Source organism: Paenirhizobium selenitireducens ATCC BAA-1503, from assembly GCF_000518785.1.
Taxonomy (GTDB): Bacteria; Pseudomonadota; Alphaproteobacteria; order Rhizobiales; family Rhizobiaceae; genus Allorhizobium; species Allorhizobium selenitireducens.
The window spans coordinates 204398-228162 of the sequence record NZ_JAEG01000002.1 but is presented as its reverse complement, the minus strand read 5'-3'; the positions used below and the strand labels follow the sequence as shown (position 1 = coordinate 228162).

Sequence of the window (23765 nt, the reverse complement as noted above, 5' to 3'; positions counted from 1 at the left end):
TCTAGAGGAGCCCGCAAGCCTTGCTGCCGATCTCGTCCGTCCAATCCTCGATCGACACGGTCGCGGGGGCCACGCTTTGCGCGGTCTCGTCCCGCTTGAGCTTGCCGGTCACGACATTGTAGTCGCAGGAGCCGCTGTTTTCGAGATCGAGCGTGTCATAGTAGGTGTAGGTGTAGCCGGCGACGATGAACCGGCCCTCGCGATAGGCAAGCGTCAGGGTCCTTTCCCAGCGGTTGCGGCCGATGGCGGAGTTTTGCGACATCACGGCGATGGAGCCGTTTGCGAGTGCTGTGATCGCCGGATCCTGGCCATAGACGCCATCCAGTCTGGAATTGCCCCAGACCTTGTCCGGTGCGGCTGTCACCAGCCTCAGCAGGCCGCGATCGCTCTCCGTGACATAGAGATAAATGCCGATAACCTCGTCATCGCTGCCGGGGGCAACGAGCAGGGCCAGATCCGTCGCCCCGTCCTTGTTCCAGTCGCCGGACGCCCCGGCGATAGTCCGCTCGGCCGGAAACGACTGGGCAAGAACACCCATGGCCGGCAGCAGCCCCACCGAAACCCACAAAAAGAACTGCCTGATCACTGCCCATCCCCCAGAAGCCTATCGGCGCAGTCTGTCGGACTTCCGGCGCGAAGTCACGCGAGAGAGCGACTTAAAATGGTATTGACACGTGAACAAAAAAGGAACATAAAAGAAACATAACGAGTAAGGAGAGAGCCATGACCGAAATTCTTCGTGACGTTGCCGCATTCGCCTCGATTTCCATGTTTGTCGCCAGCGTTTCGGTGATCATGCTGGCGCTCTGATCCGGCGTCTTCCCGCCCGTTTTCCCTAAAGCTGTAGAGAGCGCCCTTTCGGGGCAAACTGTTCTGGACTTCCCCTCCCGCTCGGCCGAAAATCACGGCTGATTCAGATGCGGTACGAGGAATGAAGTTTATGGGCGATTTGGCAGCAGGCGGGAGCGGCTCGGAACCGGTCGGCACAGATCCCGGTTTCGTCCATCTGCGGCTGCATTCGGCCTTCTCGCTGCTCGAAGGCGCATTGCCGCTGAAGAAGATCCTCAGCAAGGCCGTCGCCGACAATCAGCCGGCGATCGCCATCACCGACACCAACAATCTGTTCGTCGCGCTCGAATTTTCACAGAAGGCGATCGGCGACGGCCTCCAGCCGATCATCGGCTGCCAGTTGTCGATCGACATGGAGGATGGCGGTGGCGAAAAGCGCAGCGGCCAGTCGTCCGTCAGCGCCTACCCGGCGATCGTTGTTCTGGCCGCCGATGCGGGCGGTTATGAACGGCTGGTCGATCTGGTCAGCCGGGCCTATCTCGGCGGCGATTCCTCGCAGGCCGTTCACATCTGCATGTCCTGGCTTGACGAGCTTGGCACCGACGGCCTGATCGTCCTCACCGGCGCGTCCAAGGGGCCGGTCGACGTGGCCCTGAAGGAGGGGCATCGCGCCCAGGCTGAGGCGCGGCTTCTGGAACTCAAGCGTCTGTTCGGCGACCGTCTCTATATCGAATTGCAGCGTCACGGCGAATTCGACCGCGGCCACGAGCGCCGCATGGTGGCACTGGCCTACGAGCACGATATTCCGCTGGTTGCCACCAATGAGGCCTTCTTTCCGTCGCGTGCCGACTACGAGGCCCACGATGCGCTGATGGCGGTCGCCCACAATGCGATCGTCTCCGACGACAATCGTTTCCGCCTGACGCCCGATCACTATCTGAAGAGCCGGCAGGAGATGCGGGCGCTGTTTGCCGATCTGCCCGAGGCGCTGGACAATACGGTCGAGATCGCCCGGCGCTGCGCCTTCGTGCTCGACACGCGCAAGCCGATCCTGCCGCGCTTCACCGGCGGCAGCGACGATCCGGCGGAGGCCGAGCGCGCCGAGGCGCTCGAACTGCGCCGCCAGGCGGAGGAGGGGCTGGACGGGCGTCTCGCGGCGCTCGGCATGGCCCCGGGTTATGAGGAGAAGGAATATCGCGAGCGGCTGGAGTTCGAACTCGGCGTCATCGAGCGTATGAAGTTCCCGGGCTACTTCCTGATCGTTGCCGACTTCATCAAATGGGCAAAGCAGCACGACATTCCCGTCGGTCCGGGCCGCGGTTCGGGTGCGGGCTCGCTGGTCGCCTATGCGCTGACCATTACCGACGTCGACCCGCTGCGCTTCTCGCTGCTGTTCGAACGCTTCCTCAATCCGGAACGCGTGTCGATGCCCGACTTCGACATCGACTTCTGCCAGGACCGCCGCGAAGAGGTGATCCGCTACGTGCAGCGCAAATATGGCCGCGAACAGGTGGCGCAGATCATCACCTTCGGCTCGCTGCAGGCGCGCGCGGCCCTTCGCGACGTCGGCCGCGTGCTGGAAATGCCCTATGGCCAGGTCGACAAGATCTGCAAGCTCGTGCCGAACAATCCGGCCAACCCGACGCCGCTGTCGAAGGCGATCGAGGAGGAGCCGAAGCTGCAGGAAGCGGCCGACGAAGAGCCTGTGGTCGCGCGCCTGCTCGACATCGCCCAGAAGATCGAGGGCCTCTATCGTCACGCCTCGACGCACGCCGCCGGCATCGTCATCGGCGACCGCCCGCTGTCGAAGCTGGTGCCGATGTACCGCGATCCGCGCTCCGACATGCCGGTCACCCAGTTCAACATGAAGTGGGTCGAGCAGGCCGGCCTCGTCAAGTTCGACTTTCTCGGCCTGAAGACACTCACCGTCCTCAAGACGGCCGTCGACTTCGTGGTGGAGCAGCGCGGCCACAAGGTCGATCTCGCCGCCATCCCGCTCGATGACAAGCTGACCTACGAAATGCTCTCGCGCGGCGAGACGGTCGGCGTGTTCCAGGTGGAAAGTGCCGGCATGCGCAAGGCGCTGATCGGCATGCGGCCCGACTGCATCGAGGACATCATCGCGCTGGTGGCGCTCTATCGCCCGGGCCCGATGGAAAATATCCCGACCTACAATGCCCGCAAGCATGGCGAGGAGGAACTGGAATCGGTCCATCCGAAGATCGATTATCTGCTGAAGGAAACGCAAGGGGTTATCGTCTACCAGGAACAGGTCATGCAGATCGCCCAGGTCCTGTCGGGCTATTCGCTCGGCGAAGCCGACCTTCTGCGCCGCGCCATGGGTAAGAAGATCAAGGCGGAGATGGACCAGCAGAGCGCCCGCTTCGTCGATGGCGCGATGAAGAACGGTGTGTCCAAGCCGCAGGCGGAAAACATCTTCGAACTGCTGGCCAAGTTCGCCAACTACGGCTTCAACAAGTCGCACGCCGCCGCCTACGCCATCGTCTCCTACCAGACCGCCTACATGAAGGCGCACTATCCGACCGAGTTCCTTGCCGCGTCGATGACGCTCGACATGGCGAACACGGAAAAGCTCAACGATTTCCGCCAGGATGCCGGCCGTCTCGGCATCGAGATCGTGCCGCCTTCGGTGCAGACCTCGTTCCGCCATTTCCAGACCGGGCCGAACCGCATCTATTATGCGCTCGCCGCACTCAAGGGCGTCGGCGATTCAGCCGTCCAGCATATCGTCGAGGTCAGGGGCGACAAGCCCTTTGCCGACATCGAAGATTTCTGCCTGCGTATCGATCCGAAACAGGTGAACCGCCGGGTCTTCGAAAGCCTGATCTGCGCCGGCGCCTTCGATTGCTTCGGCCACGACCGCGCCGAGCTCGTGGGCGGCCTCGACCGCATTCTCGGCTATGCCCAGCGCGCCCAGGAAAATGCGGTGAGCGGCCAGTCGGACATGTTCGGTTCCGGTGGCGCGACCGGACCGGAGCGCATCTCATTCCCCGGCTTTACCGGCTGGCTGCCGTCGGAAAAGCTGATGCGCGAATTCCAGGTGCTCGGCTTCTACCTGACCGCCCATCCGCTCGATTCCTATCGCTCACTGCTCGACAAGATGCGGGTGCAGAGCTTTGCCGATTTCTCCCAGTCGGTCCGCCAGGGCGCGACGGCCGGACGCCTCGCCGGCACGGTGATCGCCCGTCAGGAGCGCAAGACGCGCACCGGCAACAAGATGGGCATCGTCACCTTCTCCGACGCGTCGGGCCAGTATGAGGCCGTGCTGTTTTCCGAAGGGTTGAACCAGTACCGGGATCTGCTCGAATCCGGCAAATCGCTGGTCATCACGGTTGCCGCCGAAGAGCGGCCCGAAGGCATCGGCCTCAGGATCCAGACGGCCCAGTCGCTGGAGGAGAAATCGGTGCAGATGCAGAAGGCGCTGCGCGTCTATGTGCGCGATTCCGGCCCGCTGAAGGCGGTCGCCGCGCATCTCAACACACGCGGCGATGCGCTCGTCTCCTTCATCGTCATCAAGGATGACGGCCAGCGCGAGATCGAGGTCGAACTGACCGACAAATTCCGCATCTCGCCCGAGATCGCCGCGGCGCTACGCACGGCGCCGGGCGTCGTCGATGTCGAACTGGTCTGAGCCGGGGCGCGCCGATCAGGCCTTCGGCGCGCGGTGGGTGATGGTGATGAAGTCCGTGCCCGGGCCGGTTTCCGGTCCAAGCCCGGTATCCGAAATCGTCAGCGACGTGCCTTCGCTCATCAGCGTTTCGATCCGGTGGCGGATATGGGCGGGGATGGTGATGCGGTCCAGGGCGGCTGCGGCATTGTAGACGCTCGTATCGTCTGCGGACGTCGTGATGCCCAGCCGCTTGGTGGTGGCGCCGGAGAGGTGGTTCTCGAGTGTCACCGAACGCCACTTGGCCTTGCTGCCGTAGCGATCCACGTCGACGGCCTCGATGAAATGCGTGCCGAGCGCGATCTGCGGATTGGCGATGGTCACGGGCGCTTCGAACAGCGGCGTGAACTTCTGGCGCACCATAATCTGGCCGAGCGGCGGCTCGCCTTTGCCGGCGCTCTTGAACAGTTCGCCGAGGAATTCGGCGGTGATCAGCTCGCCCTTGGTGTCGAGGCCCTTCCAGCGCTTGAAGCCGTTGATGGCCGAGACGGTGGCCTTGCCGATATGGCCGTCCGGAATGCCGGCGTCGAAGCCGAGTTCGCCGAGCAGGGTCTGCGCGTCGATCAGCGTTTCGCGCTGGCCGCGCCGGGTGATGAGGATGCGAAGCGGCGGCTCTTCATCGAGCATGACCTTGGCCGAGGCGCCGGCCTTCGGCAGGACGTCGGCCATGGCCACCTCGACGGTTTTCAGCGATGCGTCGAGCGTGCTCGGGCGCAGTTCCGCGTCGGAAAGCAACTGGCCTGCCTGAACGGGAACGCGTGGCGTGAAGAGGGTTGCGTGCTCAAGCCAGACCGGAGCAACCGGCTGGTCCGTGATGATCACGTGGGCGCCGCGCTCGGTCATGGAGAAGAGCTGCTTGGCAAAGGCCCCGGGCAGGCGAACGCAACCGTGCGAGGCCGGATAGTTCGGCACGCTGTTCGATTCGTGCAGCGCGACGCCTGACCAGGTGATGCGCTGCATCCACGGCATCGGCGCGTTCGAATAGAGGTTGGATTCGTGATACTTCCGTTTTTCCAGGATCGAGAAGACCCCGGAAGGGGTTGTATGGCCGGCCTTGCCGGTGGAAACCTTCGAAGTGGCAATGACCTGATCGCCGTCATAGACGGTCAGCTTCTGCTCCGCCTTCGAGACAAAAATCTGAAGCGAAGCGCCATTGCCGGCCAGCGCCGGCGTGGCGAGGATGGTCGCGGACAGAAGGCCGAGAGAAGCGGCCAGCGACTTGAGCATGATACAGGATCCCCTACGCAATACGGATTGCGCTAGAATATAATGTGAAACTTAAGGAAAGTTTGAAGAAAAATCGATGTTCACGAACTCGTGTAGGCGCATGAAATGTCCCGGTTCGGGGCTCGACTTCGCACTATATTGGGCTGTTCAGGCTGTCAGAAGTAAAAGAGCTCATGATGATGTATTTCCCTTGCTCGGAAACGTATAGCCTGTCTGCACGCTCGCCTTTCCAAACTTTTCCCTAAGTTTATCCATGGCAATCTCTGCCGCCGCCCGACGCTGCGCCTGTTCGTCGACGAGATCCGGCGGGTCGGCCAGTGCCTCGTCCTGCAGGTCGCTGACGCCGATGCCGATTAGCCGGAAGCGCGTGCCGTCCGCTTCTTTTTCCAAAAGCGTGAGCCCGGTACGAAAGATCCGGTCGGCGAGCTGTGTCGGGTCGTCGAGCCTGCGGTTGCGCGTTCGCCCCTTGAAGTCGGCAGTCTTCAGTTTCAGCACGACGGTCTGGCCGGCAATGCCGCTCTTCTTCAGCCGCCACGCGACCTTTTCGGACAGCGCCCGCAGATGGGTCACCAGTTCCTCGTTTCGCCAGATGTCGTCGAAGAAGGTGGTTTCGGCCGAAACGCTCTTGGCGGCGTCGTTGAGATGCACGTCGCGGTCGTCGATGCCGCGCGACAGGCGGAACAGACGCTGCCCCATGGTGCCGTAGCGCCGCATCAGGTCGCTTTCCTCCATCGTCTGCAACTGGCCGACCGTGCGGATGCCGTCGCGCTCCAGCGTCGCGGCAAAGGCCTTGCCGACGCCCCAGATGGTGGTGACGGGGCGAGGTGCCAGGAAGGACAGCGCCTCGGCCTCGCCGATCACCGAAAAGCCGCGCGGCTTTTGCAGGTCGGAGGCCACCTTGGCGAGGAACTTGCAGTAGGAGAGCCCGACGGAAACGGTAATGCCGATCTCCTTTTCGACACGCCGGGCAAACCGCGCCAATACGCGCGCCGGCGGATCGTGATGCAGTCTTTCCGTGCCCTTGAGCTCGAGAAAGGCCTCGTCGATCGACAGCGGCTGGACGAGCGGCGTGAGCTCTTCCATCATCGACCGGACCTGCCGCCCGACCCGGACATATTTCTCCATGTCGGGTTTGATCACCACGGCCTGCGGGCATGCCTCCAGCGCCTTGAACATCGGCATGGCCGAGCGCACGCCGTGGATGCGGGCAATGTAGCAGGCGGTCGAGACGACGCCGCGCTTGCCCCCGCCGATGATCACCGGCTTGTCGACCAGATCGGGATTGTCGCGCTTTTCCACCGAGGCATAGAAGGCGTCGCAGTCGATATGGGCGAGTGTCAGCCCGTAAAGTTCGGGATGATAGACGAGGCGAGGGCTGCCGCATGCGCGACAACGCGTCTTGCCCTCCGGCTGCCCGGCCAGGCAGTCGCGACAGAAGCCTGGAAGATGATCGGTGGGCGCGGTCATAATGAGAACAAAGGTTGAACATGGCCACCATACGCGCTAGCCTCATCGCACTCAAGAGGCAAGATTCGATGAATGAGACCGTGTTCACAACAAAGCCTTTGACCGCCGACCTCTGGCCCGATTTCGAGACGGTGATGGGGCCGCAGGGCGCCTGTTATGGCTGCTGGTGCACCTATTTCCGCCTCGCAGCCGCGCAGCGCAAGTTGCTCGGGGGCGCTGAAAAGAAGCAGCATATGCGGGCGCGCGTGCTGTCCGGGCCGCCGCCGGGCCTGATCGGCTATCGCGACGGCCAACCGGTCGGCTGGGTGCAGGTGGGGCCGCGCAGCGATGTGCCCAACTGGAATTCGTCGCGCACCGTGTCGCGCCCGGTGGAGGCGGCCGATGCCTCCGATCCGGGCGTCTGGGCGATCAGCTGCTTTTTCGTCGTCTCGTCCGGCCGTGGCGCCGGCCTCAGCCATGCCTTGCTGGCAGCAGCCGTCGATTTCGCCAGACGAAACGGTGCAAGCCGCGTCGAGGCCTGTCCGATCGATCATACCAAGCAGTCGAAATCCGTTGGCCTCTATGTCGGGCCGACGCGAATTTTTCGCGCCGCCGGTTTTGAGGAGGTGGCCTTGCGCAAGGAGGGCAGGCCGCTGATGCGGCTGGCGCTTTTATGAGACCCGGCTGACGCTGCAATGCCGGCGAATGTGCTGCGTTGCCTCGGGCCAGTCGGCAACGCGCAGGACGGGCGGCTCGGCCAGCGGCGCATGGCGATGGATCTCGGAGACCGGGATCATGTGCAAGAGCAGGCAATCGACGACATGGGTTCCGACCGAAACCAGATTGTGCGCCATGTCGTCGATGAAGGCGACCGGTAACGGGCGCCCGCCATGCAGGGTTTCGACAACCGGCCCCTTGGGCTCTTGGGTCGCCACCAGCGGCTGGCGGAGACCGATCGAGTCGAGCAGGCGCCGGCGGCGGTCGGCAAAGCGCGGCGGCATGGCGGTCAGGAACACGATGTCGGCATCACGGGCGATGGCCTCAATCGCCGCAGCCGTCGTGGAAAAAGGGGTTTGCCAGGTCTCCTGGGCGTCGAAGAAGGCCTCGATGAGATCGCTGACCTCCCGGTCGGGCAGGGCGGTGTCCGTCGTTTGCGAAACGATATTGCCATGCAGCCGGAACGAGCGGGGAACCAGCCTGTGGCCGAGACTGTCGAGATAGGATTGAAAGGGGACGATGAATTGCAGGACGACGTCGTCCACATCGCAGACGACGAGCGGCCGGTCGGTCAACCGGACTGCATCCAACCCCTGCGTCATTCAGAAGTCTCCGGAATCGAGCGTCGGACCATTGTAGTGGTGCGAGGCGCTGACGACGGCTTCGGGCTTGGTGTCGGTCGCTGCGCAGAAGGCCATCAGGGTCGGCTCGTGCGCCATGAGGAAATCCAGCATGCCGGCCATGAAGGCGGGATCGCGAATCGACTGCCGCAACTGGTCAGGCTGGGTACCGGAGAGGGCCAGAAAACGGCCGAGCATGTCTGGTTCGCCGGCAAGCCAGCCGAGAACAGCAATGGCGGTTTCCTCGGCGCTTAGGGGTATGCTGCTGTTCTTCATGGGCCTTTCCGTAATTCTCGGTAGAGTTACCTATTTCTCAACCAAATGACCTTAGCATGACATCGCACCAGAAGTGCAGACTGCCGCACCGCAGTGATCTGTGGATACAAGGCGGGATCAAGGAACGGGATTTATGCCGAAGAAGGTAATGATTGTCGAAGACAATGAGCTCAATATGAAGCTCTTCCGCGATCTTATCGAAGCTTCGGGCTATGAGACGATCCAGACCCGCAATGGCATGGAAGCGCTCGATCTGGCCCGCAAGTACCGTCCGGACCTGATCCTGATGGACATCCAGCTTCCCGAGGTTTCCGGCCTTGAGGTGACACGCTGGCTGAAGGAAGATCCTGAATTGCATGTGATTCCGGTGATTGCGGTCACCGCCTTCGCGATGAAGGGCGACGAGGAGCGCATCCGCCAGGGCGGTTGCGAGGCCTATGTCTCCAAGCCGATTTCCGTGCCGAAGTTCATCGAGACGATCAAGACCTATCTGGGCGACGCGTGAGGGAACGGGGCCGATGACCGCGAGAATACTTGTCGTCGACGATATTCCGGCCAATGTGAAGCTGCTTGAGGCGCGCCTTATCGCCGAGTATTTCGACGTGCTGACTGCCGACAACGGCCGCGATGCGCTGGACATCTGCGACCGCACCCAGGTCGATGTTGTCCTGCTCGACATCATGATGCCCGATATGGATGGTTTCGAGGTGTGCGAGCGGCTGAAGGCCAATCCGCGCACCGCGCATATTCCGGTGGTCATGGTGACGGCGCTCGACCAGCCATCCGACCGTGTGCGCGGCCTGAAGGCCGGCGCCGACGATTTTCTCACCAAGCCGGTCAACGACCTGCAGCTGATCTCGCGGGTCAAGAGCCTCGTGCGGCTGAAGACCCTGAGCGACGAATTGCGCATCCGCGCCGATACCGCGCAGTCGATCGGCATCGACGACCCGCTGCGCCTCAGCGAAGGCCGGCTCGAAGAGGCGGCCCAGGTTCTCCTCGTCGATAGCCGCGGCAGTTCCCAGGAACGCATCATCAAGACGCTGAAGCCGATCGCCGTCGTGACCGCGATGTCCGACCCGCAGGCCGCGGTGTTCGATGCTGCCGAAAACGCCTATGATCTGGTCATCGTCAACGGCAATCTCGACGACTACGATCCGCTCCGCCTCTGCTCGCAGCTGCGCTCGCTGGAGCGCACGCGCTTCATCCCGATCCTGCTGATTACCGAGCATGGCGACGATCAGGTGATCGTCAGGGCCCTCGATCTCGGCGTGAACGACTATATTGTGCGGCCCCTCGATCCGAACGAGCTGGTGGCCCGCACGCTGACGCAGATCCGCCGCAAGCGCTTCAATGACCGCCTGCGCCATAGCGTGACGCAGACGATCGAACTCGCCGTCACGGACGGTCTGACGGGGCTGCACAATCGTCGCTATCTCGACAGCCACCTGAAGATGCTTTTCACCCGGGCCCAGGCGCGGGGCAAGTCGTTGTCTGTCTGCATCACGGACATCGACCGCTTCAAGCAGGTCAACGACACCTATGGCCATGACGCGGGCGACGAGGTGTTGAAGGAATTCGCCATGCGGGTCCGCTCAACCGTGCGCGGCGCTGATCTGGCATGCCGCTACGGCGGCGAGGAATTCGTTGTCGTCATGCCCGATACCGCAGCTGACGTCGCGGCTCTCATTGCCGAGCGCCTGCGCAGCATTATCGAGACCAAGCCTTTCGTGCTGAAGGGGACGGGCGTATCGCTCGACATCACTGCCTCCATGGGCATCGCCACCGCCGGCCAGGGTATCGATACCCCCGAGCAGTTGCTGAAGCAGGCCGATCTGGCGCTCTATCAGGCGAAGCGGGACGGGCGAAATCGGGTGGTTGCCGCCGCGGCTTGACACCTGGCGTACCGAAACGACGCACCCCCGCGCCTCTGGTCCGAGGCGCTGCTGCATTTCGTTCTTTGTCAAGTTACCGAATTGGGGGATTGCGCCGAATTCCGCTGTGAATGACAATGGTCAAAATTCAGTGTTTTATCGACGTGCGTCGCGAACCGCCTCCATCGTCCCGAAGTCTCTTCTTGCAGACTCCGTTCGGGATTCTGGCGCGGAAGCCGTATTTTTCTGAGTGTTCTGAGTAGCTCGCAACTATAGATCGACTATCCGGCAAATTGTACGTGCGCGGATCTATTTTTGTACCTATTTATATTAGATTTTTATTATATGGAAGTTGTGTCGACGCTCTGCGTGTCGCGGTGTTTCCTGCGCTAAATAGCGAATTATACTTCTGTAGCTCAATAAATGTGTGAAGTAGAACGTCAAGGCTCCGACGGTAGTCGGTCGCTTTAAACTGTGCCAGCCTCAATCATTTTAACCATAGTCCAAAGCAAAGTGTGGAAGAGTTAAGAAACTATTGATTTTCTTCTGAAGTTGAGCGAAGTTGGGATCAACAGAAAGAACGCCTCGCTAAAGAGGCCTATCGATGCCCCATGATGCTCAGGTCCGCCGCATCTCCTGGGTCGTGGGGTCGGTCGGTTGGTATGCAAGTAATAAACGGTTCCTCGTGCCGTATTTGTGTACCGACCGACCCCCGTTTATCAAGCAAAGGCACCGCAGCCGGTATGGCGCGGTGCCTTTTGCTTTTGGTCCTCTCGGTCAATACGGAGCGGGCGAGGCGGCGATCCGCAGCGACACGAATTTTTCGAATTCCAAAACGAAAAGGCGCGCTGCCGAGGGCAACGCGCCTGATACGCTGAAAACCGATCAAGAATTACTTGATCTTGGTTTCCTTGAATTCGACGTGCTTGCGAGCGATCGGATCGTACTTCGTCTTCGTCATCTTGTCCGTCATCGTACGGCTGTTCTTGGTGGTGACGTAGAAGAAACCCGTGTCGGCTGTCGACAGCAGCTTGATCTTGATTGTTGTAGCCTTGGCCATGGTCGTCCTGCCTTTAATAAACGAAGCCGTGGACGACCGAACGAAGCCCACGGCAAATCTGGCGCGAAACTACAAATCGCGCCGGAAAAGTCAAGTCCGTTTCCCCCTGAAAAGCAGCCGGCCCACCGAAAGCGCTACGTAAAGGCCGAAGAAACCGGCAATTGCCCATGCAAAGCCGTGGTTTCCGGAAATGTCGATGGCGGCGCCGATCGCCTGCGGCCCGGCGACCGTGCCGACCGCATAGCAGAACACGAATGCGGCATTGGCCGCCGCAAGGTCCGAACCGGTCAGGCGCGAGCCGAGATGGCTCAAGCCCACGGTGTAGAGCCCGGAGACGCTGCCGCCCCAGAAAAGCAGCACGATGGCCATCAGCACCCAGTTCTCCGACAGCCAGGGGAGCGCCAGCGAACCGGCAAGGCCGATCACCGCCATGGCCGACAGCAGCAGCCGGCGGTCCTTCAGGTGGTCGGAGAGCATGCCGAGCGGGATCTGGAAGATCATGTTGCCGACGCCCATGACCGTCAGCAGCAGCGCCGCCTGCGATTCGCCAAAGCCGATTCGGGTCGCGTAGATCGGGAACAGCGACAGCCCGCCGACCTCGACGGCGCCGAAGATGAAGACCGCTGCCGTCGCCGTGGGCACGAGGAAGATGTAGCGCAGGAAGTGACTGCTCGGTTTCTCATCGAGCGCCGGGCTTTCGCCGCGGGCGATATAGATCGGAATGGCGGCAACGAGGATGGCGATGGCGCCCACGGCGAAGGGAATGATGCCGTCACTGCCCAGAATCGAGAAGAGCAGGGGACCCGAGGCGAAGCCGACCGACAGCACCGTCGCATAGATGCCAAGCACGAGGCCGCGGCGCGATGGCGGTGCTGCGGCATTGATCCAGAACTCGGACAGGATGAACAGGGTGGTCGTGGCACCGTGGAAGACAATGCGCAGCGGAAACCACATCCAGAACTGTTCGGCATAGTAGAAGCCGAGCGAGCTGATGGCGGCGAACAGGACCGCCCACAGCATGGTGCGCGCCACCCCGAAGGAATGGGCAAGCTTGGTGGTGACCGGAGCCGCCGCCATCGCCGCGACGCCCGCCATCGCCGAGTTCAGGCCGATCAGGGTGGACGAGATGCCGCGCTTTTCCAGAATGATGCTCAGCAGCGGCAGGCCGAGGCCGATTGCGATACCGACGGCGGTGATTGCCGATATGGCGGCAACCAGCGAAGGCCAGTGGATCTCCTCGCGGTGACCATTTGCGCCGTTTGCCGGCTTTGACATCAGTCTGACCTCAAATAGTTTCGCGGAAAAAACGGCCGTTGCGGGAGAAATAGAACGGGCCGTCGCTTCCGAACGGCAGGGATGGATCGCTCTTCATCTGTGCCTTCACGTCGTCGAGGATCGTCCTCGTGATCGCCGGCATGTTCAGACTGGAAAGGTCTTCCATGTCAAGCCAACGAAGGTCGTGTAATTCGGAAGAATCGCTGATGCCCGCCGGATCGACGGCCGCTTCGTCAGTAAAAGTCAAAAAGAACCGCGTGTCGAACCGCCGCACATTTCCCGGGGGCGTGATGGCGCGGGCGACATAGCGCAGGCTGCCGAGATCGGCGACAAGGCGGGAAATCCCCTTGCGGCCGTTCTCCGCGCGTCCGATGAGAAGCCCGGTTTCCTCGACCAGTTCGCGCACGGCGGCCAGCGCCAGGCCACGGCCGCGGCTGAGCGCAGCCGTGCTCGCATCGCCGCCGGCAAGCCTCGCAAGCACCAGCGGGTTCAAGTCGCGCAGGAAGGCCTGCCGGCTGTCGCCGCGGTCGCGTCGCCCGCCCGGAAAGACGTAGAGGTTCGGCATGAAGACATGCGCGCTGCCGCGCTTGCCCATCAGCACACGGGGCGTGCCGTCGGTCCGGTCGACGAGAAGAAGCGAGGCTGCGTCCCGAGGACGCATCCTGGCGGACGCCTGGGATGCGGCGTCCTGCTGATGGAATGGATGACTGCTCATGGTCTGGTGGTCGGACCGAAGTTCTCGGGCTCGTCCGCCTCGCCGCCGAAGCCGTGCATTCTGAGTGCCCATTGCAGGCCGATCACGCCGCCCTTGATAGGCTGGATGGTGACGAGCGCGGTGACGACGCCGAGCGGCGCCCAGATCGCCAGATGGATCCAGTCCGATGCCGGGAAAATCAGATCGGTCATCATGAAGCCGCCGAGCAGCACGTGGCCGAGCACCATGATCACCAGATAGGGCGGCAGGTCATCGGAGCGGTGATGGAAGATTTCCTCGCCGCAGGCGGCACAGGTGTCGACCGGCTTCAGGTAGGCGCGGAAAAGCTTGCCGCTGCCACAGGCGGGACACTGGTTGAGCAGGCCGCGCATGATCGAGCGGCCGAGGGGCCGCTCCGTCGCGGTGTCGCCGCCGAAGCGCACGGGTTCTTCCTGCTGTCCGGCGGTCATGTCTTTTCCTTCCATGTCTTTCCTCACCGTCTCGGCCGGCTGGGCCGCGTGCCGGGCTTCTTGGGCGCACCGCGCCGGCCGGCCTTGTGGAACGAGCGCGTGGCGGTCGGCATGGGCCGCCCATCGCTCAGCATCTCGAAGCGCAGGGCGCCGGCAAGCGGGATCGCCTCGACGAGCTTCACCTCAACCGAATCGCCCAGCCGGTAGCCGAGCCCGGTCTTTTCGCCGGACAGCGCCTGGTGCGCCTCGTCGTAGATATAGTAGTCGCGGCCGAGCGTCGACACGGGCACGAAGCCGTCGGCGCCGAACTGCGGCAGGGTAATGAACAGTCCGGCCTTGGTCACGCCGGAAATCTGCCCGTCGAATTCGTCGCCGACCCGGCCGGCGAGATGATGGGCGATCAGCCGGTTGACGGTGTCGCGTTCGGCGGCCATGGCACGCCGCTCGAAGGTCGAGATTTCCGCCGCGATGTCGTCGAGCGACGCCTCTTCCTCCGGCGTGATGCCGCCCTCGCCGAGCCCCAGCGAGCCGACCAGCGCGCGATGCACGATGAGGTCGGCATAGCGCCGGATCGGCGAGGTGAAATGGGCGTATTTCAGCAGGTTGAGGCCGAAATGGCCGATATTCTCCGGGCTGTAGATCGCCTGGCTCTGGCTGCGCAGCACCATTTCGTTGACCATGGTCTGGTGCGGCGTGTCGAGCGCCTTGGCGAGAATGCCGTTGAAGGAGTTGGACCGCAGGCCGGCCCCCTTGGCAAGCGTCAGACCGATGGTGGCGAGGAATTCGCGCAGCGTCTCCTGCTTGGAAAGCTTCGGTGCGTCGTGGATCCGGTAGACGAGCGGCTGGCGCTTCTTCTCCAGCGTTTCGGCGGCCGAGACATTGGCCTGGATCATCATTTCCTCGATCAGCTTGTGGGCGTCGAGGCGTTCCGGCACATGGACGCGGTCCACCGTGCCGTCGGGCTTGAGGATGATCTTGCGCTCGGGCATGTCGAGTTCGAGCGGCTGGCGACGGTCGCGGCCGCGCTTCAGAACCTCGTAGGCGTGCCATAGCGGCTTCAGGATGGGCTCCAGCAGCGGTCCTGCCTTGTCGTCGGCCTTGCCGTCGATCGCCGCCTGGGCCTGCTGGTAGGAGAGCTTGGCCGCGCTCTTCATCATGACGCGATGGAATGTATGCCCGGCCTTGCGGCCTTCCTTGGAGAAGGTCATGCGCACGGCGAGTGCCGGCCGGTCGACGCCCTCGCGAAGCGAGCAGAGGTCGTTGGAAATCCGCTCGGGCAGCATCGGTACGACGCGGTCGGGGAAGTAGACCGAGTTGCCGCGCTTCAGCGCTTCGCGGTCGAGCGCCGATTTCGGCCGGACATACCAGGAGACGTCGGCGATCGCCACGGTGACGATCACGCCGTCGGGATTGTCGGGCGAGGGGTCGCGCTCGGCATAGACGGCATCGTCATGGTCCTTGGCGTCGTGCGGGTCGATGGTGATCAGCGGCACATGGCGCCAGTCCTCGCGATGGGACATGGAGGCATGCTGTGCCGCGTCCGCCTCGTCGAGGACCGATTGCGGGAAAATGTGCGGAATGCCGTGCGAATAGATGGCGATCATCGAGATCGCCTTTTCCGAGGCGACGGAGCCGATCACGTTCAGCACGCGCGCCTGCGTCAGCCCGAGACGTCCGGTGCGGGCAATCTCGACCTCGACCAGATCGCCGTCCTTGGCGTCGCCCAGGTCACCGGCGGAGATCAACATCTCCTCGCCGCGCCGTTCGATCGGCATCAGCCGCCCGCCGCCGCCCGGCATTTCGCGGAACACGCCGAGCAGCGCGTTGCGATGCCGGTCGATGACCTTGATGATGCGCGCGCTATAAGCGGGACCTGCCCGGTCCTTGGAGGCGAATATCTTGGCAAGCACCCGGTCCCCCAGTCCGCCGACGGGGGCCTTGCCCTTGGCGCGGTCGGCGCTCGACTGGCGGATGGCGACAGCGGGCGCGACGCCCAGTTCCTCGTTCCACTCCGCCGGACGGCCGATCAGTTCGCCATCCTTGTCGCGGGTGGTGATGTCGAGAACGGTGACGGGGGGAAGGGCGCCCGGCCGCTTCAGCGACTTGCGGTCCTTCTGCACCAGACCGTCATCCTCGAGAGAACGCAGCACATCCTTGAGTTCGACCCGCGTTTCACCCTTTAGTCCGAAGGCCTTGGCGATCTCGCGCTTGGAGGCGCGGTCCGGGTTGTCGGCGATGAACTCGAGCAACACTTCCCGCGACGGCATCTCGCCATGGATGATCACAGGCTTGTCGCCTGCCGCGCCCGCAGCCTCCGCACGCCGGCTCCTGCGGTTGCCGGAGGCGGGGTTGGGAGAACGGTCGCGCGGGGTCTTGCTCAAATCTAGCTCTTCTTCGTCTTTGGTGCCGCCTTGGCCTTCGGCTTGGCGGCAGTTGTCTTCTTCGGCTTCGCCTCGGTGGCGTCGGCGGCCTTGGCCTTGACGGCCTTCGGCTTTGCCGCGGCCTTGGCCGGAGCCTTTTTCGCTGCGGTCTTCTTGGTGCCGCTCTTGCCCGCCTTTTCGGCGATCATGAGTAGCGCCTCCTCCAGCGTCACCGACTGCGGGTCCTTGCCCTTCGGCAGCGTGGCGTTGACCTTCGCCCAGTTAATATAGGGACCATATTTGCCATCGCGAACAGTAATCGCGCCGCCGTCGGGATGTTCCCCGATTTCCTTGAGGGCGGCAGCCGTCCGCCCGCGCCCGCCGGGGCCCTTGCTCTGCTTTTCCGCCAGAACGGTGACGGCGCGGTTGAGACCGACCGAAAGCACGTCCTCGATGCTGTCGAGGTTGGCATAGGTGCCATCATGCAGGATGAAGGGTCCGTAGCGGCCGAGGCCGGCGGAGATCATCTTGCCGGTCTCGGGATGGTTTCCGACCTCGCGCGGCAGCGAAAGCAGCGACAGAGCCTTCTCGAAATCGATGCTGTCCGGGGTCCAGCCCTTGGGCAGCGAGGAGCGCTTGGCCTCTTTGCCGTCGCCGCGCTGGACGTAAGGTCCGAAGCGGCCGCTGCGCAGGGTGATTTCCTCGCCCGTCGTCGGGTCCTTGCCGAGCGCTTTCGGTTCGTTCGATCCGGACGCCTCGGCATCCGCGCCGCCTTCGGAGGAGAGCTGACGGGTGAAGCTGCATTCCGGATAGTTCGAGCAGCCGACGAAGGCGCCGTACTTGCCGAGTTTCAGCGACAGGTTGCCGGTGCCGCAGACCTGGCAGATGCGCGGGTCGGAACCGTCCTCGCGCTTCGGGAAGACCAGCGGTGCCAAAGTCTCGTTCAGCGCGTCGAGCACATTGGTGACGCGCAGTTCCTTTGTGTCCTCGATCTGGGCAAAGAAATTCGTCCAGAAGTCGCGCAGCACATCCTTCCAGTTCAGCTCGCCGGCCGAGACCTGGTCGAGCTTTTCCTCAAGGTCGGCAGTGAAATCGTATTCGACGTAGCGGGTGAAGAAGCTCTCGAGGAAAGCCGTTACCAGTCGCCCCTTGGAATGCGGGATCAGCTTGCGCTTGTCGATCGTCACATATTCGCGGTCGCTCAGCGTTTTCAGCGTCGCGGCATAGGTGGAGGGGCGGCCGATGCCGAGCTCTTCCATCTTCTTGATCAGCGTCGCTTCCGAATAGCGCGGCGGCGGCTCGGTGAAATGCTGGGTTGCGTTGACCTTCTGCTTGGCCAGCGCTTCACGCGCATTGATCTCGGGCAGGCGGCCTTCGTCGTCGCCATCCTCTGCCGGTTCGCCCTCTTCCTTCTGGTCGGTATAGGCGGCGATGAAACCGTCAAAGCGGATGACCGAGCCGACGGCGCGCAGGCCGGCCTTTTCGCCATTGTTGTCGGCGAGGATCTCGACCGTGGTGCGCTCGATTTCCGCGGATGCCATCTGGCTGGCGATGCCGCGCTTCCAGATCAGGTCGTAGAGACGCATCTGGTCGGCGTCGAGGAAGCGGCGCACCTTGTCGGGCGAGCGATTGAAGTCGGTCGGGCGAATGGCTTCGTGCGCTTCCTGGGCGTTCTTTGCCTTGGTCGAATAGAAGCGCGGCTTCTCCGGCACGTAGCGCGGACCGAACTGGTCGGCAACGGCGGCGCGGGCGCCGTCGATCGCTTCGGGCGCCATCTGCACGCCGTCGGTACGCATATAGGTGATGAGACCGACGGTCTCGCCGCCGATGTCGATGCCTTCATAGAGTTTCTGGGCGACCTGCATGGTCCGCGAAGCCGAAAAGCCGAGCTTGGAGGAGGCAGCCTGCTGCAGCGTCGACGTCGTGAAAGGCGGCCCGGGATTGCGCTTGACGGGCTTTGCCTCGACGCTGTCGACGACATATTTGGCGCCCTCGAGCAGCGTCTTGATGCCGCCCGCCTGGTCGCCGTTGGTCACCGAATTGCGCTGGATGCGCTTGCCGAGATGCGAGACGAGCCTTGCCTCGAACTCATCGCCGCGCGGCGTCTTGAGCAGCGCGGAAATGTTCCAGTATTCCTCGGCGACGAAGCGCTCGATTTCCGTCTCGCGATCGCAGACCAGGCGCAGCGCCACCGACTGCACGCGGCCGGCCGAGCGGGCGCCCGGCAGCTTGCGCCACAGCACCGGCGAGAGGTTGAACCCGACGAGATAGTCGAGCGCGCGGCGGGCGAGATAGGCATCGACCAGCGCGCCGTCGATGTCGCGCGGATGCGCCATCGCGTCCAGTACCGCCTTCTTGGTGATGGCGTTGAAGACGACGCGTTTGACCGGCTTGTCGCCGATCACCTTCTTCTTCTTGAGAAGATCGAGCACATGCCAGGAAATCGCCTCACCTTCGCGATCCGGGTCGGTTGCAAGAATGAGGCCGTCGGCGCCCTTCATGGCGTCGGAAATGTCCTTCATCCGCTTGGCCGACGCCGCATCGACTTCCCAGTCCATGGCAAAGTCATCGTCGGGGCGCACGGATCCGTCCTTGGCCGGCAGATCGCGCACGTGACCGAAGGATGCAAACACTTTGTAGCCGGGACCCAGATACTTGTTGATCGTCTTGGCCTTGGCCGGAGATTCTACGACTACGACATCCATTGCGTTTCTCTGTACTACGGAAAAGGCTTTTCATCCGGGCCTTTGCGGCCTGACCCCGAAAACCGGTTCCCCGACATGGAGGGGGATTCGGCCGCGGTCAAGGGGGCAGCGGGATTTTCTCCCATATGCAACGCGATGCAACCAGATGTAGATTCGCGGTAGATTGCAATTTAAGATAATAGGCACTATCGTTTTCGCAACTAGGGTACAACCGCATCGCGCGGTAATTGCGGGTGGGAAACATGGTCTCGAAAACGGCGAACGGTGGCGAGTCGCGCACGGGAGAAAACATAGCCTATATCCGGCAGATGCTCGGCGAGCTGCGCATGGTCGCCGAGAACGAGGGGGCCGAGATGCTCTGTTACCTGATCGAGATGGCCTATGTGGAGGCTGGCGACCTGCAGATGGGGCGTCGGTCGCTGTCAATCCATCATCGCAATGGAAACAAGCCCACCCGGATGCCGGTGTAGCCGGCCGGCGATATCGAGTTCCAGCAGAACCAGATAGACTGCGGAAGGTGCGAGCCCGGTATGGCGGACGATGTCGTCGATTTCCACCGGTGTTGGCCCCAGCGCATCGGTGATGCGCGCCCGATCGCTGTCGCTCGGCGGCGGAGCCATTCCATGCTCCTCGCTGCCGCCCGGTTCATCCGCTTCACGGCCGGAGAAGAGATCGATCGCGGTCAGCGGCGCGAGCGCCTGCAGTACGTCGTCCGGCCGCGTCGTCACGGTTGCGCCGTCCTTCAACAGGCCGTTCGTGCCTTCGCAGCGTGGATCGAGCGGTGAGCCGGGTACGGCAAAGACGAGCCGGCCGAAATCGCCGGCGAGCCGGGCGGTGATCAGCGAACCGGAGCGCGCCGCCGCCTCGACGACGACCACGCCGAGGGCGACGCCGGCGATCAGGCGGTTGCGGCGGGGAAAGTCGCGGGCGCGCGCCTCCCAGCCAAAGGGCATTTCGGAGATCGCCAGTCCCCGGCCGTCCCAGATCTCGCGCAGGAGGTCGATGTTTTCCGGCGGGTAGGGCCGGTCGAGCCCTCCGGCCATGGCGGCGATCGTGCCGGTCTCGAGGCTCGCGCGATGGGCGGCGGTGTCGATGCCGCGTGCCAGGCCGGAGATGATGGCGTAGCCCGCCCGCCCGATGTCGCGCGCCATGAGCGCGGCGAATTTCGCCCCGCTGATCGAGGCATTGCGCGAACCGACCACGCCGACGGCGGGCAGGCTTGCCGCCGAAAGGTCGCCCTTCACCGCCAGCAGCGGCGGCGCCCCGTCGATCTGTCGCAGCGCTGTGGGATAGTCCGGTTCGCCGATGCCGAGAAAGCGCGCGCCGAAGCGTGCGGCCGTCTCCAGTTCCTGTTCGGCTTCCGCCTCGGTGGCAATGCGGATCGCGCGCGTCGAACCGCCGCGCCGGGAAAGCTCCGGCAGCATGGCAAGCGCGGTTTCCGCCGTGCCGAAATGATTGATGAGATCGCGAAAGGTCGCGGGGCCTACATTGTCGCTTCGGATCAGTCTCAGCCAACTGATCCTTTGCCGGTCGTTCAGCGCAATCCCTGTCCGTCTTGCGCCTGGCTCCGGCATGACCTCATCCCTTTTTGCCGATCTTGCTCTCGGTTCCCGCGATCAGTCGTTCGATATTGGCCTTGTGCCGCCAGTAGGTGATGGCCGTCATGACGGCTGTGACCAGGGCCGCGTCACGAGTGCCCAGTATCCACAACACAACCGGAATGACAAGGGTTGCAACCAGGGCGGACAGCGAGGAGTAGCGGGTCACGAATGCGAGCGTCAGCCACACCACCGCGAAGACGGCTACCATCAGCGGCGCGACGCCAAGCAGCGTGCCGATATAGGTGGCGACGCCCTTGCCGCCCTTGAAGCCGAGCCAGATCGGGAAGAGGTGGCCGATGAAGGCAGCAAAGCCGGCGATGAGGCCGGCGTTCTGGCCGAACACCGCCTGGGCGATGACCGCGGCGACAGTCGCCTTCAGCGCATCGAGCAGGAGGGTTGCGGCGGCAAGCTTCTTGTTGCCGGTGCGCAGAACGTTGGTCGCGCCGATATTGCCGGAGCCGATCGAGCGCAGGTCGCCATGGCCGGCCATGCGGGTGAGCAGCAGGCCGAACGGGATCGAACCCAGCAGGTAGCCGAGGCTCAGCACGGCGATCAGCGCCGGCCATCCGATTGCAAGAAAATTGACGCTGGCCACCTGAGCTCCCCTTTGGTTCTTTTAGAGCGAATGCACGCACTTGCCGGCGACATAGGTCGCGACCGCGCGGCCGGAGAAGCGGGCATCCTCGAAGGGTGTGTTCTTCGACCGCGACAACAGCAGTTCCTTGGCGACCAGCCACGGTTCGTCGAGGTCGATCAGCGTGATGTCGGCCTTCGAACCGGGCCGGAGCGAGCCGGCGTCGAGACCGAAGATCTCGGCCGGGCGCGTCGACATGGCATCGATCAGCCGCATCAGCGGCACGTGGCCGCTGTGATGCAGGCGCAGTGCCGCAGACAGCATGGTCTCGAGGCCGATCGCACCGTCGGCTGCGTCGGCGAAGGGCAGCCGCTTGGTATCGACGTCCTGCGGATCGTGCGACGACACGATGATGTCGACGGTGCCGTCGGCGATCGCCTGGACCATGGCCATGCGGTCGTCTTCGGCCCGCAGCGGCGGCGTCAGCTTGAAGAAGGTGCGGTATTCGCCGATGTCGTTCTCGTTGAGCGCCAGATGATTGATCGAGATGCCGCAGGTGACCCTGGCGCCGCGGCCGCGCGCCACGCGGATCGCTTCTGCCGACTCAGGCACGGAGATCTTTGCGGCGTGAAACTTGGCGCGTGTCAGACCGGCGATGCGCAGATCGCGTTCGAGCGGGATGATCTCCGCTTCGCGCGGCACACCGGAAAGCCCGAGCCAGCTGGCGAACAGCCCCTCGTTCATCACGCCGTTGCCGAGATATTTTTCGCGAGATTCGAGGTCGATGACCGCGCCGAATTCGCGGGCATAGGTCATCGCCCGGCGCAGCACCAGCGTGTCGGAAAGCCCGTGGCGGCCGTTGGTGAAGGCGACGGCGCCGGCTTCCTGCAGCAGGCCTATCTCGGTCATTTCCTCGCCGGCAAGGTGCTTGGTCAGCGCCGCTGCCGGATAGACATTGACGACGGCCTTGTCGCGGGCCGTCTTCTTGACGAATTCGACCAGCGCGATGTCGTCGATCACCGGATCGGTGTCCGGCATCATGATGAAGGAGGTGACCCCGCCGGCTGCAGCCGCCCGGCTCGCCGAGGCGATCGTCTCGCGGTGTTCGGCGCCCGGTTCGCCGACGAAGACGCGGGCGTCGACCAGCCCCGGAACGGCGGTGAGACCGGCACAGTCGCGGACTTCGGCGCCGTCCGGCGCACCCTGGTTCAGTGCGTCGGCACCGGCGGCCAGCACGCGACCGTCTTCGCCGACGATGATCGCGCCGATGGTGTCGAGCTGGCGGGACGGATCGACGATACGGACATTCTTGAAGACGAGCGGCCGGTTCATGCGCCCATTCCTTCGCTACGCGGACCCTGGTTTTGCGAGATCAACAGCGCCTCCATGACCGCCATGCGAACGGCGACGCCCATTTCCACCTGTTGTTCGATGACGCTCTGCGGACCGTCTGCCACTTCCGAGGCGATCTCGACGCCGCGGTTCATCGGGCCGGGATGCATGACGAGGGCGTCTTCCTTCGCGGCCTTCAGCTTTTCCGCGTCGAGACCGTAGAAGTGGAAGTATTCGCGGACCGACGGCACGAAGGCGCCGGCCATGCGCTCGCGCTGCAGCCGCAGCATCATCACCACGTCGGCGTCCTTCAGGCCTTCCTTCATGTCGTGGAAGACCTCGACCCCCATGTCGGCAATGCCCGAGGGCAACAGCGTCGCGGGCGCGACGACCCGCACCCGTGCGCCCATGGCGTTGAGCAGAAGAATGTTGGAGCGCGCGACGCGCGAGTGGAGCACATCGCCGCAGATCGCCACGATGATGCGCGACAGCTTGCCCCGGGCGCGACGGATGGTCAGCGCGTCCAGCAGAGCCTGGGTCGGATGTTCATGCTGGCCGTCGCCGGCATTGACCACGGAGCAGGCGACCTTCTGGGCCAGCAACGCGGCAGCACCGGCCGAGGAATGGCGCACCACCAGCACGTCGGGGCGCATGGCGTTCAGCGTCATGGCCGTGTCGATCAGGGTCTCGCCCTTCTTCACCGACGAGTTGCCGACCGACATGTTCATCACGTCGGCGCCAAGGCGTTTTCCGGCCAGCTCGAACGAGGACTGGGTCCGCGTCGAGGCTTCGAAGAAGAGGTTGATCTGGGTGAGGCCGCGAAGCGTGGAAGTCTTCTTCTCCCGCTGGCGGCTGATTTTTACGGCTTCGTCGGCCCTGTCGAGCAGATAGGTAATATCCTGCTCGGTCAGACCCTTGATGCCGATGAGATGGCGATGGGGAAAGAAGACCATGGACGCCCTCCTGAGATGTCACGCGGTCTATAAAGAAGGCCGGGCCGGGGGGCAAGCATATGCTATGTGGATAGAAGCGCGGTCCCCATGTAAAACGAATCGATTTC

20 protein-coding genes are annotated in these 23765 nt (G+C 63.4%); 5 read left to right on the top strand and 15 right to left on the bottom strand.

Annotated elements, in window-relative coordinates; all coding sequences use genetic code 11:
• Position 1: 1 nt before the first annotated feature.
• On the bottom strand, positions 2 to 586 hold the full coding sequence (locus L867_RS0105575; protein WP_232363893.1) for a hypothetical protein: 585 nt from the start codon (positions 584 to 586) through the stop codon (positions 2 to 4).
• Positions 587 to 940: 354 nt separating this feature from the next.
• Between L867_RS0105575 and dnaE the strand changes: the two genes are divergently transcribed.
• Positions 941 to 4441, top strand: a complete 3501-nt coding sequence (gene dnaE, locus L867_RS0105565) for a DNA polymerase III subunit alpha (protein WP_028735958.1) — start codon at positions 941 to 943, stop codon at positions 4439 to 4441.
• A 15-nt stretch (positions 4442 to 4456) separates the two neighbouring features.
• On the opposite strand, the gene L867_RS0105560 is transcribed toward dnaE, so the two are convergent.
• A complete protein-coding gene (locus tag L867_RS0105560) occupies positions 4457 to 5704 on the bottom strand; it encodes a L,D-transpeptidase family protein (RefSeq protein ID WP_028735957.1) in 1248 nt (415 codons plus the stop codon).
• A 171-nt stretch (positions 5705 to 5875) separates the two neighbouring features.
• Entirely contained in the window at positions 5876 to 7171 is a 1296-nt protein-coding gene (locus L867_RS0105555; protein WP_028735956.1) for a DNA polymerase IV, read from the bottom strand.
• A gap of 68 nt (positions 7172 to 7239) precedes the next feature.
• Here L867_RS0105555 and L867_RS0105550 point away from each other — a divergent pair, with 68 nt between their 5' ends.
• A complete protein-coding gene (locus L867_RS0105550; RefSeq protein WP_028735955.1) occupies positions 7240 to 7827 on the top strand; it encodes a GNAT family N-acetyltransferase in 588 nt (195 codons plus the stop codon).
• Here L867_RS0105550 and L867_RS0105545 read toward each other — a convergent pair.
• Both L867_RS0105545 and L867_RS0105540 read right to left on the bottom strand, forming a co-directional pair.
• Entirely contained in the window at positions 7822 to 8469 is a 648-nt protein-coding gene (locus L867_RS0105545) for a hypothetical protein (protein ID WP_028735954.1), read from the bottom strand. The genes L867_RS0105550 and L867_RS0105545 overlap by 6 nt on opposite strands.
• The gene (locus L867_RS0105540; protein ID WP_028735953.1) at positions 8470 to 8763 is read right to left on the bottom strand and encodes a DUF3572 domain-containing protein; all 294 of its coding nucleotides are present in this window, start codon (positions 8761 to 8763) and stop codon (positions 8470 to 8472) included.
• 133 nt (positions 8764 to 8896) lie between these two features.
• Between L867_RS0105540 and L867_RS0105535 the strand changes: the two genes are divergently transcribed.
• Positions 8897 to 9268, top strand: a complete 372-nt coding sequence (locus L867_RS0105535) for a response regulator (RefSeq protein WP_028735952.1) — start codon at positions 8897 to 8899, stop codon at positions 9266 to 9268.
• Between the two features lie 13 nt (positions 9269 to 9281).
• Positions 9282 to 10655 (top strand): PleD family two-component system response regulator, encoded by a 1374-nt coding sequence (locus tag L867_RS0105530; RefSeq protein ID WP_028735951.1) that lies wholly within the window; start codon positions 9282 to 9284, stop codon positions 10653 to 10655.
• 871 nt (positions 10656 to 11526) lie between these two features.
• Here the strand turns inward: L867_RS0105530 and rpmG are convergent.
• The 6 genes from rpmG to topA all read right to left on the bottom strand — a co-directional run bounded on the left by rpmG (position 11527) and on the right by topA (position 19198).
• On the bottom strand, positions 11527 to 11694 hold the full coding sequence (rpmG, locus tag L867_RS0105525) for a 50S ribosomal protein L33 (protein WP_015915679.1): 168 nt from the start codon (positions 11692 to 11694) through the stop codon (positions 11527 to 11529).
• A gap of 90 nt (positions 11695 to 11784) precedes the next feature.
• On the bottom strand, positions 11785 to 12969 hold the full coding sequence (locus L867_RS0105520) for an MFS transporter (protein ID WP_028735950.1): 1185 nt from the start codon (positions 12967 to 12969) through the stop codon (positions 11785 to 11787).
• Between the two features lie 10 nt (positions 12970 to 12979).
• Positions 12980 to 13630 carry an NUDIX hydrolase gene (locus L867_RS0105515; RefSeq protein WP_169734063.1) on the bottom strand — a complete coding sequence of 217 codons (651 nt, stop codon included), beginning with the start codon at positions 13628 to 13630 and terminating at the stop codon, positions 12980 to 12982.
• A gap of 50 nt (positions 13631 to 13680) precedes the next feature.
• The gene (locus L867_RS0105510) at positions 13681 to 14133 is read right to left on the bottom strand and encodes a DUF983 domain-containing protein (protein WP_037172660.1); all 453 of its coding nucleotides are present in this window, start codon (positions 14131 to 14133) and stop codon (positions 13681 to 13683) included.
• Positions 14134 to 14156: 23 nt separating this feature from the next.
• Positions 14157 to 16400: a ribonuclease R gene (rnr, locus tag L867_RS0105505; RefSeq protein ID WP_104368103.1), complete on the bottom strand. Its 2244-nt coding sequence runs from the start codon at positions 16398 to 16400 to the stop codon at positions 14157 to 14159.
• A gap of 116 nt (positions 16401 to 16516) precedes the next feature.
• The gene (gene topA, locus L867_RS0105500) at positions 16517 to 19198 is read right to left on the bottom strand and encodes a type I DNA topoisomerase (protein WP_028735946.1); all 2682 of its coding nucleotides are present in this window, start codon (positions 19196 to 19198) and stop codon (positions 16517 to 16519) included.
• Positions 19199 to 19440: 242 nt separating this feature from the next.
• Here topA and L867_RS24645 point away from each other — a divergent pair, with 242 nt between their 5' ends.
• The gene (locus L867_RS24645) at positions 19441 to 19668 is read left to right on the top strand and encodes a hypothetical protein (protein ID WP_037172659.1); all 228 of its coding nucleotides are present in this window, start codon (positions 19441 to 19443) and stop codon (positions 19666 to 19668) included.
• On the opposite strand, the gene dprA is transcribed toward L867_RS24645, so the two are convergent.
• The 4 genes from dprA to L867_RS0105480 are packed head-to-tail and all read right to left on the bottom strand — an operon-like array spanning position 19621 to position 23658.
• Positions 19621 to 20772 carry a DNA-processing protein DprA gene (gene dprA / locus L867_RS0105495; protein ID WP_037172657.1) on the bottom strand — a complete coding sequence of 384 codons (1152 nt, stop codon included), beginning with the start codon at positions 20770 to 20772 and terminating at the stop codon, positions 19621 to 19623. The genes L867_RS24645 and dprA overlap by 48 nt on opposite strands.
• Positions 20773 to 20776: 4 nt before the next feature.
• Positions 20777 to 21394 (bottom strand): glycerol-3-phosphate 1-O-acyltransferase PlsY, encoded by a 618-nt coding sequence (gene plsY, locus L867_RS0105490; protein WP_051438840.1) that lies wholly within the window; start codon positions 21392 to 21394, stop codon positions 20777 to 20779.
• 21 nt (positions 21395 to 21415) lie between these two features.
• The gene (locus L867_RS0105485) at positions 21416 to 22705 is read right to left on the bottom strand and encodes a dihydroorotase (RefSeq protein WP_028735943.1); all 1290 of its coding nucleotides are present in this window, start codon (positions 22703 to 22705) and stop codon (positions 21416 to 21418) included.
• Positions 22702 to 23658 carry an aspartate carbamoyltransferase catalytic subunit gene (locus tag L867_RS0105480; RefSeq protein WP_028735942.1) on the bottom strand — a complete coding sequence of 319 codons (957 nt, stop codon included), beginning with the start codon at positions 23656 to 23658 and terminating at the stop codon, positions 22702 to 22704. Before L867_RS0105480 ends, L867_RS0105485 begins: the two co-directional genes overlap by 4 nt.
• Positions 23659 to 23765 lie beyond the last annotated feature (107 nt).